General features: G+C 43.8%; 11 protein-coding genes. 5 read left to right on the top strand and 6 right to left on the bottom strand.

Annotation, left to right across the window (positions count from 1 at the left end; genetic code table 11):
* Positions 1 to 140: 140 nt before the first annotated feature.
* Positions 141 to 1,382: a tryptophan synthase subunit beta gene (gene trpB, locus I8752_RS18900; protein WP_214433844.1), complete on the top strand. Its 1,242-nt coding sequence runs from the start codon at positions 141 to 143 to the stop codon at positions 1,380 to 1,382.
* A gap of 104 nt (positions 1,383 to 1,486) precedes the next feature.
* Here the strand turns inward: trpB and I8752_RS18895 are convergent, their stop codons facing one another.
* Positions 1,487 to 2,227: an FkbM family methyltransferase gene (locus tag I8752_RS18895; RefSeq protein ID WP_214433843.1), complete on the bottom strand. Its 741-nt coding sequence runs from the start codon at positions 2,225 to 2,227 to the stop codon at positions 1,487 to 1,489.
* 468 nt (positions 2,228 to 2,695) lie between these two features.
* On the opposite strand from I8752_RS18895, the gene lpxD reads away from it, so the two are divergent.
* Complete coding sequence (lpxD, locus tag I8752_RS18890) at positions 2,696 to 3,742, top strand: UDP-3-O-(3-hydroxymyristoyl)glucosamine N-acyltransferase (protein ID WP_214433842.1); 1,047 nt, start codon at positions 2,696 to 2,698, stop codon at positions 3,740 to 3,742.
* Positions 3,743 to 3,850: 108 nt separating this feature from the next.
* On the opposite strand, the gene I8752_RS18885 is transcribed toward lpxD, so the two are convergent.
* Positions 3,851 to 4,762 (bottom strand): CoB--CoM heterodisulfide reductase iron-sulfur subunit B family protein, encoded by a 912-nt coding sequence (locus I8752_RS18885; RefSeq protein WP_214433841.1) that lies wholly within the window; start codon positions 4,760 to 4,762, stop codon positions 3,851 to 3,853.
* Between the two features lie 436 nt (positions 4,763 to 5,198).
* On the opposite strand from I8752_RS18885, the gene acpP reads away from it, so the two are divergent.
* The 3 genes from acpP to tkt all read left to right on the top strand — a co-directional run bounded on the left by acpP (position 5,199) and on the right by tkt (position 9,453).
* Positions 5,199 to 5,450 carry an acyl carrier protein gene (gene acpP / locus I8752_RS18880; protein ID WP_214433840.1) on the top strand — a complete coding sequence of 84 codons (252 nt, stop codon included), beginning with the start codon at positions 5,199 to 5,201 and terminating at the stop codon, positions 5,448 to 5,450.
* A 182-nt stretch (positions 5,451 to 5,632) separates the two neighbouring features.
* Positions 5,633 to 6,883: a beta-ketoacyl-ACP synthase II gene (gene fabF / locus I8752_RS18875; RefSeq protein ID WP_214433839.1), complete on the top strand. Its 1,251-nt coding sequence runs from the start codon at positions 5,633 to 5,635 to the stop codon at positions 6,881 to 6,883.
* Positions 6,884 to 7,440: 557 nt separating this feature from the next.
* Positions 7,441 to 9,453 (top strand): transketolase, encoded by a 2,013-nt coding sequence (gene tkt / locus I8752_RS18870; protein WP_214433838.1) that lies wholly within the window; start codon positions 7,441 to 7,443, stop codon positions 9,451 to 9,453.
* Positions 9,454 to 9,736: 283 nt separating this feature from the next.
* Here the strand turns inward: tkt and typA are convergent, their stop codons facing one another.
* From typA to I8752_RS18850, 4 genes are all read right to left on the bottom strand, one after another.
* The gene (gene typA / locus I8752_RS18865) at positions 9,737 to 11,527 is read right to left on the bottom strand and encodes a translational GTPase TypA (RefSeq protein WP_214433837.1); all 1,791 of its coding nucleotides are present in this window, start codon (positions 11,525 to 11,527) and stop codon (positions 9,737 to 9,739) included.
* Between the two features lie 266 nt (positions 11,528 to 11,793).
* The gene (locus tag I8752_RS18860; protein WP_214433836.1) at positions 11,794 to 12,363 is read right to left on the bottom strand and encodes a Uma2 family endonuclease; all 570 of its coding nucleotides are present in this window, start codon (positions 12,361 to 12,363) and stop codon (positions 11,794 to 11,796) included.
* 49 nt (positions 12,364 to 12,412) lie between these two features.
* Positions 12,413 to 12,988, bottom strand: coding sequence for a Uma2 family endonuclease (locus I8752_RS18855; RefSeq protein ID WP_214433835.1), 576 nt, complete (start codon positions 12,986 to 12,988; stop codon positions 12,413 to 12,415).
* Positions 12,989 to 13,273: 285 nt separating this feature from the next.
* Positions 13,274 to 14,290, bottom strand: a complete 1,017-nt coding sequence (locus I8752_RS18850; protein WP_214433834.1) for a ribose-phosphate pyrophosphokinase — start codon at positions 14,288 to 14,290, stop codon at positions 13,274 to 13,276.
* Between the last annotated feature and the right edge of the window lie 622 nt (positions 14,291 to 14,912).

Genomic DNA, 14,912 nt, shown 5'->3' with positions numbered 1-14,912 from the left:
CCCCACACCCTACACCCCACACCCCGCCCCAACGGGGCTTGGCCAGTTGTCAGTTGTAATTTTTCACCCCTGCTCCCCTTGCCTCCCCTACTCCCAATTTTCATATAATAATTAAGTCATTCCCATCACCGAAATCAGCCGTGACTACCACTCCCCTCTCTCCAAATTCCCCAGCAACTGCTCAAGTTCCCGATATACAAGGACGCTTTGGACGCTTTGGCGGTAAGTACGTTCCGGAAACGCTGATGCCTGCTCTTGCTGAACTAGAAACAGCTTATCAACAATACCGCAATGACTCTGATTTTCAAGCAGAACTACAACAACTACTGCGAGATTATGTAGGACGCGCTACACCGTTGTATTTTGCTGAACGCTTGACTGCTCGTTATGCTAAACCAGATGGCACAGGCCCACAAATATATTTAAAACGCGAGGATTTAAATCACACTGGCGCTCATAAAATCAATAATGCCCTTGGTCAGGTATTGTTGGCAAAGCGTATGGGCAAACAGCGAATTATTGCGGAAACAGGTGCTGGACAACATGGAGTGGCAACAGCAACAGTTTGCGCTCGTTTTGGGCTAGGATGCGTAATTTACATGGGCGTTCACGATATGGAACGCCAAGCTTTAAACGTGTTTAGAATGCGGCTGATGGGAGCAGAAGTACGTCCAGTGGCGGCGGGAACGGGAACTCTCAAGGATGCGACTTCTGAAGCAATTCGAGATTGGGTAACGAATGTAGAAAATACTCACTACATTCTCGGTTCGGTAGCAGGCCCCCATCCTTACCCGATGATGGTACGCGATTTCCATGCAGTGATTGGACAAGAAACTCGCGCCCAAGCAATGGAAAAGTGGGGCGGTTTACCTGATATTCTCATGGCTTGTGTAGGTGGTGGTTCCAACGCTATGGGGCTATTCTATGAGTTTGTCAACGAGCCATCTATACGGTTAATTGGAATTGAAGCAGCAGGAGAAGGTGTTAATACACAAAAACACGCTGCAACCTTGACAAAAGGACAGGTTGGTGTATTACACGGAGCGATGAGCTATCTACTACAAGATGATGATGGACAAATCATTGAGGCCCACTCAATTAGTGCGGGGTTAGATTATCCCGGCGTAGGCCCAGAACATAGCTATTTGAAGGATACTAATCGCGCTGAATACTACAGTGTGACAGATGAAGAGGCTTTGGCAGCTTTCCAGCAACTTTCGCGGTTAGAGGGGATTATACCAGCATTGGAAACAGCCCATGCGATCGCCTACTTAGAAACCCTATCTCCTCAACTTAGTGGCAGTCCTCGCATTGTGATTAACTGCTCCGGACGTGGTGATAAAGATGTCCAAACAGTAGCCAAGTTTTTAGCTCCGGCGTAACGCTTTTAGAATCTTCCACAAAGATGAAAATTAGCGTTGCAAAGCTTCTAGTTTGACTAAATCTTATTAGTAATTAGGGGCAGGAATTTAGGAATTACGAATTACTAGTTATGTTTTTCCCAAAACAGTTCCCTGCCTCTAAAAGAAATCTTTTCATTTAGTTGAAAACCAGATGCAATCAGCTTAGACCTGACAAAGTTAGCTTTTTCCGCACCAATAATTCGTTTATGCAACTCCATTGCAATTTTTTGGATGTTGTGAAGATTTGCATAGTGAAAAAATTCGTATTCTCCTCCTTCGATGTCCAGAATTAGAAAAGAAGGATTAACTTTTTTTACTTCCTCATTGAATGACTTTACAGGTACATTAATGGGTTGAAGTCCATCTTGATATGGAACAATAGACGACTCCCAAAAACCTTTTGCTATATAAAACGTTTGTTCTCCAACATTTTCTCCTAACATACACATTTCCAAATTAGGAGAAACATTATTTAAAGTATATGTATTCCAAATTACAGGTTTTAATACTGGGTTAGCTTCATATGTGAACACTCGGTTATTGCCAATCTTCTTGGCACAAAAGCTAGAAACTAAGCCAATTCCAGTGCCCAACTCCATGACAACATCATTCTGTTGCAACTGAGATTCAACAATCTTTAACTCATATTTTTCATAAGTTCCTGCGTACAATGCTTCTTGAAGTTCTCTAGGTACATTATCAATAACTGGAACTGTAATTCCGTTAATCTTAACTAACTGTGGCTTCTTCCAATCGTAGTATGTAATTTTGGTACGTTGTAGAAACCGATCGGCCTTATTTTTTAGTTGTGAAATATTTATCATTACTTTTTATTAGAACTGTATACCAAAAATAGATTTTTCTTAGTCTATGTGTGCTGAAAAAAATAATTTTGAACCACCAATACACTAAGATGTACCTCATTGTACTTAGTCTAATTTAGCGAATCCATTTAGTTACTCATATGGTAGAAACTTATCAAGTAAATTCAAGAACCAGTAATTTAACAATGTTTTATGTTCTATAGGACTTATATTTGATTTGTGAAATACACGTAGTAGCGTTATGCCTCTGGCTAATGCACCATCTGAAGGCTTTGGTGCGTTATACTACGCAAGAACACACCCTACAGATACTACAGATACTTAAATTTTTCATAAATCAAATCGGATTCCTATACATATTTTGTAATCAATCTTTCTTTACGTGATTTCCTGCCATACACAGAACATAATCTTTACAAAGAGCGACAATAATCTTGCCTTAAGAGATGATTTCTGAATACACGAAAAATGAAATTTAGTGAAATTGTAAAAAAACTTGACGATATTGCCACTGACAATAGTCTCACAGCTAACCAAGACCAAGACCCAGAAATTACGGGGTTAGCAGCCATCGATCTAGCCACAAGTGGTACTTTGAGCTATGTAGAAGGAGCCAAATATGCATCTGGTATGGGTAAAACTGGTGCTAGTGCTTTAATTTTGCCTCAAGACAAAACATTACAGGTACAGGCACAAGAACGCGGTATTGCCTGGATAGTTACACCAGATCCAAAACTGTTGTTTGCCAAAGCAATCAGATTATTTTACCAACCATACCGCCCGACTCCAGAAATTCATCCCACTGCTGTAATTCACTCCACAGCAAAGGTTGGTAGCGATGTTTACATTGGCCCCCATGTGGTGATTCAGCAAAGAGTAGAAATTGGTGATGGCGCGATCGTTCATCCCAATGTGGTAATTTATCCAGATGTAAGAATAGGCGATCGCACTACCTTACATGCTAACTGCACCATCCACGAACGCACCCGCATTGGTGCGGATTGTGTAATTCATAGCGGTGCAGTGATTGGTGCAGAAGGATTTGGCTTTGTGCCTATCCAGACTGGTTGGTTCAAAATGGAACAATCTGGCTATACAATCTTAGAAGATGACGTAGAAGTTGGCTGCAACAGCGCCATAGACCGCCCGTCCGTCGGCGAAACTCGCGTAGGACGTAGTACAAAAATTGACAATTTAGTACAAATAGGACACGGTTGCAAAATAGGTTTTGGCTGTGCAATTGCAGGTCAGTCTGGCATGGCGGGAGGCGTAATAATTGGCAATCGCGTCATCTTGGCAGGACAGTCAGGAATTGCCAATCAGTCGAAAATGGGGGATGGTGCGATCGCCACTGCTCAAGCGGGAATACTTAGTGATGTCCCAGCCGGAGAAATTTTCTCTGGAACTCCAGCCATGCCCCACAAACTATATTTAAAAGTGGCTGCTGTTTATAGCCGTCTACCACAAATGTATCAATTCTGGAAACAATTGCAACGTCAACTAGGGCAAAAGTGAGTCAGTTGTCAGTTGTCAGTTGAGCAAGGGAACAGGGAACAGGTAAGAGTAGTTATTATTTCTCCCTCAGCTCCCCCTGCTTCTCCTGCTTCCCCTACCTCCTGACTACTAACTACTGACTCCCAACTTTTCTAACACTGGCTTTGTGGAAACAATGTGGCGTTCTAAACCTAGTTCCTTGGGGCTAACTCCTAGTGCCAATGCAATTAACTGGGGTAAGTGCAGTACTGGTAAACCTAGCTCGCGACCGATGACTTTTTCCACTTCTGGCTGGCGAGAATCTAAATTCAGATGGCACAAAGGACAAGGCGTTACTAAACAATCAGCACCAGCTGCTAAGGCTTCTTGAATATGCATCCCTGCCATTTTGAAAGATTGGGTAGTGGCGTAGCTAGCAAGAGGCCAACCGCAACATTGAGTACGACCGCGATAATAAATTGGTGTTGCTCCCACTGCGCGAAATACGTTTTCCATCGCTTCTGGCTGGAAGGGGTCATCGTAAGGCATGGATTTTTGAGCGCGCAGAAGATAGCAGCCATAAAAAGCCGCACATTTTAATCCAGTCAACTGTCGAGTAACACGTTTGCTAATTTCCTCTAAACCGTAATCTGTTACTAGCGCATAGAGGAGATGTTTCACTTCGGTACTGCCACGATAAGGCAAACAACCTTCTTTTTGCAGCAAACCATTTACTTGCTCGATGTAGGCAGGCTTGGTTGTCTGACATTCTTTCAGACGTTCGTTGACATGACCAATTACACCCTGACAAGTACTGCAATGGGTGAGTAGGGGCAGATTTAATTCTTCTGCTAAAGCAATATTCCTGGCGTTGACAGTATCTTCCAGTAATTGAGAATCTTCTTTAAACGTACCCGAACCGCAGCAAGCAGCTTTTTTCAATTCAATTAGTTGAATGCCCAATGCCTGGGTGAGGGCTTGAGTTGACTGGTACAATTCCCGACAAGCTCCTTGAGCAACACAGCCAGGAAAGTAAGCGTATTTTAGTGTGTAAGATAGCATAATAAGTATGTTAGGGTTAGGGCAATTCCCCCCGATAATAACTGTTTTATCATCCCTGCCAGATAATACTGACTAGGATTTGTATCCCTCTTTGGACATTCGCCCAAAAATTTAGTAAGAAGTAAGAATCGGTCAAAAGCATTTACACGCGATATGCGATCGCCCATACGAGTTTTCCTGCCCAACCTTGCTTTGATAAAGCAAGGCGGTGTTTTCTTTGTGACATTTACGAGGAAAATATCAATCATCGTGTGGTACGAACCTACTATGCAATGCAAGTAGTTATCCCATTGTAGAAAGTAAAGCAGGAGAGTTTTTCTTTCAGAAAACCACTTGCTAGTATCCGGGCGATCGCGCTTGACGATAAGATGTATATGCTCAAAACCATGTCGCCCATAAAGAGCGGTTAATAGGAACTGGTCAAGGAATTTTATCTATGAGCCAATCGGAAATTTTTGAAAAAGTAAAGAAGATCGTTGCTGAACAACTAAGTGTTGAGGCAGATACGATCGCACCTCAGTCTAATTTTGCCAACGATTTAAATGCTGATTCACTAGATACTGTTGAACTAGTAATGGCTTTGGAAGAAGAATTTGATATCGAAATTCCTGATGAAGCCGCCGAAAAAATTACAACGGTTCAAGAAGCGGTGGATTACATCAACAACAAAGTTGCCACATCCGCCTAAAAAGCGATTGGGGATTAGGGATTAGGGATTGGGGATTGGGGATTGGGGATTGAGGAGCGGGAATTAGAAAGAATTATGACTATATTTCTATCTCTTTCCCAGTACCTATTACCCAGTACCCATTACCCAGTACCTAGTCCCCAGTCCCTAGTACCTTCTTTTTCGCTATCTTTAACTGAGTCATGACAGATTATATACGTAAACGCGTTGTTGTAACGGGTGTGGGCGCGATTACACCTATTGGGAATACGCCAGCCCAATATTGGGAAGGATTGTTGAGTGGACGCAATGGCATTGATTATATCAGCTTATTTGATGCGTCTAGTCATGATTGCCGAATTGCTGGTGAGGTAAAAAATTTCGATCCACATGAATACATGGATCGCAAAGAAGCCAAGCGCATGGATCGATTTTCCCAATTTGGAGTTTCGGCTGCAAAACAAGCCCTGTTGGATGCAAAGTTAACGATCAATGAACTGAACGCAGAACAAATAGGGGTGATGATTGGTTCTGGTATCGGCGGTCTGAAAGTTTTGGAAGACCAGCAAACCGTCTACCTCAATCGCGGCCCCGATCGCTGTAGTCCATTCATGATTCCAATGATGATCGCCAATATGGCGGCTGGATTGACAGCAATTCACATTGGTGCTAAGGGGCCAAATTCCTGTACCGTCACAGCCTGCGCTGCTGGTTCCAACGCCATAGGAGATGCTTTTCGCTTGATTCAAGGGGGCTACGCCCAAGCTATGATTTGTGGCGGCACAGAGGCAGCAATTACACCCTTGGGTGTGGCTGGATTTGCTGCCTGCAAAGCACTCTCTTTTCGCAATGACGACCCCGCTCGTGCTTGCCGTCCTTTTGACCGCGATCGCGATGGCTTTGTCATGGGTGAAGGTGCAGGAATTTTAGTTTTGGAAGAATTGCAACATGCCATTAGTCGCGGCGCTCGTATTTATGCGGAAATGGTCGGTTATGGTATGACCTGTGACGCTTACCATATCACCTCGCCAGTACCCGGAGGTGAAGGAGCCGCCAGAGCAATACGACTGGCATTAAAGGATGCAGAACTAACCCCAGAACAAGTGAGCTATATCAATGCTCACGGCACTAGCACCCCAGCGAATGATTCGACTGAAACCGCAGCAATGAAAAAAGCTTTGGGCGACCATGCTTATAAAATAGCTGTGAGTTCTACCAAATCTATGACGGGTCATCTTTTGGGTGGTTCTGGTGGAATTGAAGCAGTGGCAACAGTACTGGCGATCGCTAACGATAAAATTCCACCAACAATCAACTTAGAAAATCCCGATTCAGAGTGTGACCTAGATTACGTTGCTAACTCTAGCCGCGCTCAAAAAGTCGAGGTAGCTCTATCCAATTCTTTTGGGTTTGGTGGTCATAATGTCACACTAGCCTTTAAGAAATATCCCTAAAATCTTTAAGACTAAAGAAGTCGAAGAAGTTACCAAGTTTAAAGGATGAAGCATGAAATATAAACCCATTGGTACATGCTTTACCCCCAAGTAGCGCGAAAAAAACAAACTTTTTCCAATACTCAAACTTCATCCTTTTGGAGGTGGACTAACTTCATACTTCATAACCTGAGCCTGCAATCGTCTCTCCTGAGAGCGCCAAAAAAAAGTATCATAAATAACATTCATATCTGAATCTAGCGTTCAGCATGACCCATTTATCAGCTTGATTTATCACCAGAAACTCAGGAGATCCCGCTTGTAGATCGACAATCTGGAATGGGATGATGAAGATAGTGCGGGGAAATTTCAATCAGCGATCGGTTATCAGCGATCGGTAACTAGGCTGATGGTAGGGAATTGAACCTGCCACAAAGAGCGAACCACCAGTCAAGTGGAAAGCTTAAACCTAATGAATAAAACCCATAACTGATAACTGTCAACTGTTAACTGTTAAAAACAACCCCGGCAAAAGAGAAGCTTAGAGAGTGCTAACCCGTCGTTAACAACAAGAGATTATGGCTGTTGCAACCCAATCCCTCGAAGAACTTTGTATTAACTCGATCCGCTTCTTGGCTATTGATGCCGTAGAAAAGGCAAAATCGGGACACCCAGGGCTGCCGATGGGCGCGGCTCCCATGGCTTTTGTACTATGGGATCGCTATTTACGGTTTAATCCGAAAAATCCCAAGTGGTTTAACCGCGATCGCTTTATCCTGTCTGCCGGGCACGGCTCAATGTTACAGTATGCCCTGCTCTACCTATATGGTTACGACAGCGTGTCCATTGAGGACATTAAGCAATTTCGTCAGTGGGAATCCAAAACCCCCGGACACCCCGAAAACTTCATGACTGCCGGCGTGGAAGTCACCACAGGTCCATTAGGTCAAGGAATTGCCAATGGAGTCGGTTTGGCGATCGCGGAAGCACACCTTGCCGCCAAATATAACAAACCCGAAGCGAAGCTTGTTGACCATTACACCTACGTCATTTTAGGTGATGGTTGTAACATGGAAGGAGTTTCTGGTGAAGCTTGTTCTTTCGCGGGTCACTTGGGATTAGGCAAACTCATTGCTCTGTACGACGACAACCACATCTCTATTGACGGTTCCACAGATGTGGCATTCACCGAAGATGTTTCTAAGCGCTTTGAGGCATATGGCTGGCATGTCCAACACGTCAAAGATGGCAATACCGATTTAGAAGGAATTGCTCAAGCAATTGAAGCGGCTAAAGCTGTCACCGATAAGCCTTCTTTCATCAAGGTCACAACCACCATTGGTTACGGTTCGCCTAACAAAGCAAACACCGCTGGCGTTCACGGCGCTGCCTTGGGTGGAGACGAAGTGGCGTTGACTCGTAAAAATTTGGGTTGGGAATACGAACCTTTTGTAGTTCCCCAAGATATCCTCAACCACACAGGTAAAGCAGTAGAACGCGGCGCAGGCTACGAAGAAGACTGGAACAAGATATACGCCGACTACAAAGCGAAGTATCCCCAAGAAGCGGCTGAGTTTGAACGTTACTTGAACGGCAAACTCCCCGATGGTTGGGATAAGGTACTACCTACTTACACTGCTGAAGATAAAGCATTACCCACCCGCAAGCACTCAGAAACCTGCCTTAACAAACTAGCAGCAGTTTTACCTGAGTTAATTGGTGGTTCGGCAGACTTAACCCACTCCAACCTGACTGAAATCAAGGGTCAGGGTGACTTTCAAAAAGGGCAATACCAAAACCCCAATATCCATTTTGGCGTGCGGGAACACGGTATGGGTGCAATCTGTAATGGTATTGCGCTGCACGATTCGGGATTAATTCCTTACGGTGCTACCTTCTTGATCTTCACAGATTACATGCGGGCTTCAATCCGCTTATCTGCCCTTTCCCAAGCTGGGGTGATTTGGGTAATGACCCACGACTCCATCGGACAAGGTGAAGACGGCCCGACGCACCAACCAATTGAAACTCTAGCTTCGCTGCGCGCCATTCCTAACCTGACAGTGATTCGTCCCGCAGACGGTAACGAAACCTCTGGTGCTTACAAAGTAGCCATTGAGCGAGCAAAACAAAATGCTCCTACTTTGTTGGCATTCACCCGTCAAAATGTCCCCAACTTGGCAGGTACATCGCTGGAACATGTGGCGAAGGGTGGATACACCGTAGTCGATTCTGATGGTACACCAGAGCTAATTTTAATTGGCACTGGTTCAGAATTGAACCTCGCTGTCACCGCAGGCGAGAAACTTACAGCTGAAGGTAAGAAAGTCCGTGTTGTCTCACTACCTGCGTGGGATTTGTTTGAAGCACAGGATGCAGCTTATAAAGAGTCTGTGTTGCCTAAAGCTGTCACCAAGCGCTTGGCTGTAGAAGCTGCCTCCAGTTTCGGTTGGCACAAGTATGTGGGTACTGAAGGCGATGTTGTTAGTATCGATCGCTTTGGTGCTTCAGCTCCTGGTGGTGTTTGTCTGGAGAAGTTTGGATTTAGCGTTGATAATGTGTTAGCTAAGGCTAAGAAATTGTTGGGTTAATTAGCAACAGAATATTCTCTTCTTTTTTGGGGTGGGTCGCAAGACTCACCTTTTTTATCTCAGCAGAATTCAGCAGTCATGCTATCTGACTTTTCACGGTATGTGGACGCATGAGCGAGGGTGTGGGGTGTAGTCCGGCTTTCTTGTTTTCCCTACACCCTACCCCCTACCCCCAGCCTTAACGAGAGTTTGAGGACTTCCCGTGAAAAGTCAGGTCATGCTATGACTCACAAACTAAAAAGCCCGCTGATGCGGGCTTACTAAATCAAATTAGACTTTTTACTTAGCGTTTCGCCAACTTCTTGGCCATCTTCCGCAGACGAATTGATTGGGGTGTAACTTCCACCAATTCATCGGGGCCGATGTACTCTAAAGCACGCTCTAGGCTCATATCTATTGGTGCTTGCAATTGCACTAGTTCATCACCACCAGAAGCGCGGTGGTTGGTCAACTGCTTGGTTTTACAAACGTTTAGATCCAAGTCTTGGGGGCGATTGTGTTCTCCCACAATCATACCTTTGTAAACCTTAGTACCGGGAGTAATAAAGAATGAACCTCTATCTTCAGCGTTCTTCATGGCGTAGAAAGTAGCAATACCTTCTTCAAAAGCTACTAAAACACCTTTGTTACGAGCTTCAATTTCGCCACTCAGCGGACGATAATCTAAGAAGCTATGGTTCATGATGCCTTCGCCACGAGTCATCCGCATGAATTCGCCCCGGAAACCAATCAAACCACGGGCGGGAATGACGAACTCTAGCTGAGTGCGATCGCCATTGCCTGGTTGCATATCTTGCATTTCGCCTTTGCGTTGTCCCAAGCGTTCGATACAGCTACCCACAGCATCAGCAGGAATGTCTAACACCAAGAGTTCATAAGGTTCGCAAGGTTGACCGTTGACTTCCCGGTAAATTACCTGTGGCTGAGATACCTGAAACTCAAAGCCTTCCCGGCGCATGGTTTCGATTAAAATACCCAGGTGGAGTTCGCCACGACCGGAAACTAGGAATTTATCAGGGGAATCAGTTTCTTCAACCCGTAGGGCGACGTTTGTTTCTAATTCGCGAAATAAGCGATCGCGCACTTGTCTTGATGTCACTAACTTACCTTCTTGACCAGCAAAGGGCGAATCATTCACCCAGAAGGTCATTTGTAAGGTCGGTTCATCTACTTTAATTAATGGCAAGGCTTGCGGTTCATTCGGGTCAGTAATTGTTTCCCCGATATAAGCATCAGCGAAACCAGCCACCGCGACAATATAACCTGCGGTTGCTTCTTCCATTTCGACACGCTTCAAGCCTTCAAAGCCCATCAACTTGGTGATTTTGGACTTGACAATTGCGCCACTTTCTGTAATCAGGGCTGCTTGCTGTCCGGCGCGGATAGTGCCGTTGTGAATTCTGCCAATTACAATCCGTCCCAGGTATTCAGAATAATCTAGGGTTGTGACTTGCAATTGCAGAGGCTTGTTGATGTCGCCGACTGGTGGTGGAACGTGTTGCAGAATCGCATTAAACAGAGGTTGCATATCTACCGCTTCTGCTTCCATGCTTTCTTTGGCATAACCTCCCATACCGGAGGCAAACAGATAGGTAAAATCACACTGGTCTTCATCTGCTCCTAATTCCAAGAACAGATCCAAAACTTTATCTACAGCAACGTGTGGATCGGCTTTGGCACGGTCAATTTTGTTGATCACGACGATGGGACGTAACCCTTTTTCCAAAGCTTTTTTCAGTACAAAGCGCGTTTGGGGCATAGGGCCTTCATTGGCATCGACAATCAGAAGACATCCGTCAACCATGCCAAGTACGCGTTCGACTTCACCACCGAAATCAGCGTGTCCAGGGGTATCAACAATATTGATCAGCGTCTCTTTGTAGCGAACCGCTGTATTTTTGGAAAGAATAGTGATTCCACGTTCCCGTTCTAGGGCATTGGAGTCCATGACGCAATCCGGAACGTCTTCACCTTCTCGGAAAATGCCGGACTGTTTGAGGAGTGCATCAACCAGGGTGGTTTTGCCGTGGTCAACGTGGGCAATGATGGCGACGTTACGAATTGGGAGCGTCATAGAGGATTTGGGTGAACTTGAGAGGGGATTTTTAGATTTACATTTAAGTGCTAGGCTGTTTTAACAGAATTAGAAGCGATCGGCAAACTCTGTAAAGAACCTTTAACAATTCTAGCGTAATCGTCACATTTGCGAGGCTTTTTGTAAAGGCTGCTTTTTCAAGCATGATGAAGCTCAAGCGATTTTTCCGCAGGATAGACAAAAAGATCGTGACTTACAGCACGTTAGAGAAATTACAGCTCTGGAAAAGTAGTATTTTACATCTATTATTTAATCTTCAACAAACTAAAAATATCTGCTGCTTTTACCTGCCAATCTACCAACACATCGAGAACAGGTAATAGATCGGTATCATATTTAACTTCCGGTAGCTTATTAGGTTGAAATACCATTACCGATTTATCATTGGGGTCGATAAACCAACCTAATTTAGTCCCTTGGTTAATACAAAAAATAATTTTATTAATTACACGGTTAGGATATTGCTCTGGCGATAGAATTTCAATAGTCCAATCAGGATAGCTGTTAAAGCGATTAGCAATTTCTCCATCTGCATCAGTTGGGATACGCGACCATTCAAACACCGCAATATCTGGAACTATGGAACGTTCTCCAAAGGTGCAACGTAACTCAGTTAATGCTAAAGCTAGCTTCCGTAATTTAGCAAGCTGATTGATTGCAGATGATAGTTCAGTTTGAAGAATACTATGTTTTCCTTGGGGCATTGGTTTTTGGTAGATGTGTCCGGCAATATATTCACTAGCTGGTTTAGTTTCTGGTAATTGAAGAAACTCTTCCAAGGAAAAATTAGAAGATACTTGAGTTGATAGTGCCATTAGCAATTACTCCTTCAATAATTCCAGCCAATGAACAATCTACGGTTATTCACAACAATTTTGCCAAAGGCAACGTAAACCCAGGTACAATATCTTCACCACTCAAAATTGCTGTAGCTGGATACTGCGTAATCGAACCATCTTGGCGATATACGAAAGCTTGCTGATTTTTACCGTCAATTAACCATCCTAAGCGCACACTATTTGCAATATACTCTGCCATCTTGGCTTTAAGTTTTTCTAAGCTGTCATTTTTAGAACGAATTTCAATAACAAAGTCTGGCGCTGAGTTGATAAATTTGTCTTCTTGCTTATCCCAATCTGCTGGTAAACGTCCTTTTGCCACAAAAGCAGCATCAGGGGAGCGTACAGCAGTATTTGCTAACCTAAAACCTGTACTTGCACTAAATACTTCACCTAAATCCTGACTTTCTACCCAATTGAATAGATAGGCTCCCGCTTTTGCTTCTCGATTACCAGAAATTCCACCAGTTGGGGGCATAGTTTCTAATATTCCATTAGCATTGCGTTCAAACCGCAGTTCTGGGTTTTGCGAACTCATCAGCATTAATTCTTCATCAGTGACAGTATCAAATGATTGCACTGTTAATTTTTCGCTGCTCATGATGTTATGGCAAGCTAGATGGATATTTTAATTTTAGGCTGAGACTACATCATCTTTTGGCAAGGCTGTTGGGAGGCGAAGAGGGTGCTTTTTGATATTATTGGGTGCTGGTGGATGCCTGCAATTAAAGTAAAATGACTGCGATCGCAGAATAATTAGAAACAAATCGATGTATTAACATCTTCATAAAGAGGCTGAAGTATTAAAAAAGAATGAAGGATTAATCGCTTTTAATACTTCATTCTTTATGTTTAATGCTTCAACCTTCAATTGACATTCTTTTGTCTAGCGGAACATACTACTCACTGAACTATCTTCATGAATCCGCCAGATGGTTTCTCCTAGCAGATTAGCTACTGATAGCAAGACTAGTTGAGGAAAACGCTGGCTTTCTGGCAAAGGAATGGTATTGGTAACAATAACTTCCTCAAACAAGCCACTTGACAACCGCTCAATTGCTGGCGGAGAGAAAACTGCATGGGTTGCACAGGCATACACCCGACTTGCTCCTTCCTCACGCAGTAATCGTGCACCTTCGGCAATTGTGCCGCCTGTGTCGATCATGTCATCCACCAAGACTGCTGTCTTACCCTTGACATCGCCGATCACATTTAAAACTTCGGCAATATTGTGAGCCTGACGACGTTTATCAATAATGGCTAGCGGAGCATCATTCAGCTTTTTCGCAAATGCTCTAGCCCGTGCAACACCGCCGACATCGGGGGAGACAACCACAAGCTCAGGTAGGTCTTTTCTCGCCAAGTAATCCAGTAATACTGGCGAACCATAAACATGGTCAAAGGGTATATCGAAATACCCTTGAATCTGAGCCGAGTGCAAATCCATTGCGAGAACGCGGTTTGCACCTGCTTGCGTAATTAGGTTAGCAACCAGTTTGGCAGTTATCGACTCTCGTCCTGCCGTTTTGCGATCGGCACGGGCATAGCCATAATAGGGAATTACTGCTGTAATCTGTCGTGCAGAAGCTCGCCGACAGGCATCAACCATGATTAGCAATTCCATCAAGTGATCGTTCACGGGTTGACAACATGGCTGGATTAAATAAACATCACAACCCCGAATCGATTCTTGAATTTGAACGTATAGTTCTCCATCCGCAAATCTTTTGCGAATCATTGGCCCCAAGTCCATCCCCAAATAACGAGCGACTTCTTGAGACAGTTGTACATTGGCAGAGCCAGAAAATAGCCGCAGGCGATGATTTTCAGTCAGTCCTGTTGCAGCTGGCTGCACTTTTAAAGTTGCAGAACTGAGCACAGCAGATCCTCGATGTGCATTCATGGCAATACTATCATTAGATAATTAGCAGATTTAACTGAAATAAGATAAAAAAACATCTGTGAGTTTTGTTAAAGCTTTCATACAAACTTTAAACATTTCTCCATAAAATTATCGTTGGCTCATTTTTGGTGCTTGTGGTAAACAACCTCTGATTGCCTAGCTGAAAATTGAATCTGGGAAATAATTTCATCGTCGATCTATTTTTGGGTGGTTTAAAAAAACTCAAATGTCTCCAAGTAGGAGTAGAGAAAGTATTGCTTCTTTTGATTTTATTTATAACTGATAGCTAACCCTTAATAACTTGAGTAATCGCGATCGGGGACTGGTGAAAGTAGAAACAGCTATGAATAAAAGCCCAAGAAGCATCTGAATGCTTGCTGAATATCTTACAATCTTAGCTACAAAATTATAAACTAAGTAAACTATATTTCTAATTGTAAATTACACAAAAAAAACTTCAAAAGCCTACAAGTTTGCTTAACTCTCATATACATGAGTTGTGCTTAAGCCAGTAGCTCCAATAAAAAATTTTCACAGCTAGGTGTAAATGAGGGATTGGAGACTGGGTAGTGAGTACTGAGTTACGAGTCAATAAAAGGGGGAGATGGGGGAGAAGGGGGAG

Source organism: Dendronalium phyllosphericum CENA369, from assembly GCF_016056275.1.
Taxonomy (GTDB): Bacteria; Cyanobacteriota; Cyanobacteriia; order Cyanobacteriales; family Nostocaceae; genus Dendronalium; species Dendronalium phyllosphericum.
The sequence above is the reverse complement of the archived record's forward strand: the minus strand, read 5'-3'. Positions and strand labels throughout refer to the sequence as shown.

Coding starts and splice junctions, on each gene's coding strand:
- tkt (WP_214433838.1), top strand. CDS start 7,441: ATGGCTGTTGCAACCCAATCCCTCGAAGAACTTTGTATTAACTCGATC.
- typA (WP_214433837.1), bottom strand. CDS start 11,527: ATGACGCTCCCAATTCGTAACGTCGCCATCATTGCCCACGTTGACCAC.
- lpxD (WP_214433842.1), top strand. CDS start 2,696: ATGAAATTTAGTGAAATTGTAAAAAAACTTGACGATATTGCCACTGAC.
- I8752_RS18895 (WP_214433843.1), bottom strand. CDS start 2,227: ATGATAAATATTTCACAACTAAAAAATAAGGCCGATCGGTTTCTACAA.
- acpP (WP_214433840.1), top strand. CDS start 5,199: ATGAGCCAATCGGAAATTTTTGAAAAAGTAAAGAAGATCGTTGCTGAA.
- I8752_RS18850 (WP_214433834.1), bottom strand. CDS start 14,290: ATGAATGCACATCGAGGATCTGCTGTGCTCAGTTCTGCAACTTTAAAA.
- I8752_RS18860 (WP_214433836.1), bottom strand. CDS start 12,363: ATGGCACTATCAACTCAAGTATCTTCTAATTTTTCCTTGGAAGAGTTT.
- fabF (WP_214433839.1), top strand. CDS start 5,633: ATGACAGATTATATACGTAAACGCGTTGTTGTAACGGGTGTGGGCGCG.
- I8752_RS18855 (WP_214433835.1), bottom strand. CDS start 12,988: ATGAGCAGCGAAAAATTAACAGTGCAATCATTTGATACTGTCACTGAT.
- I8752_RS18885 (WP_214433841.1), bottom strand. CDS start 4,762: ATGCTATCTTACACACTAAAATACGCTTACTTTCCTGGCTGTGTTGCT.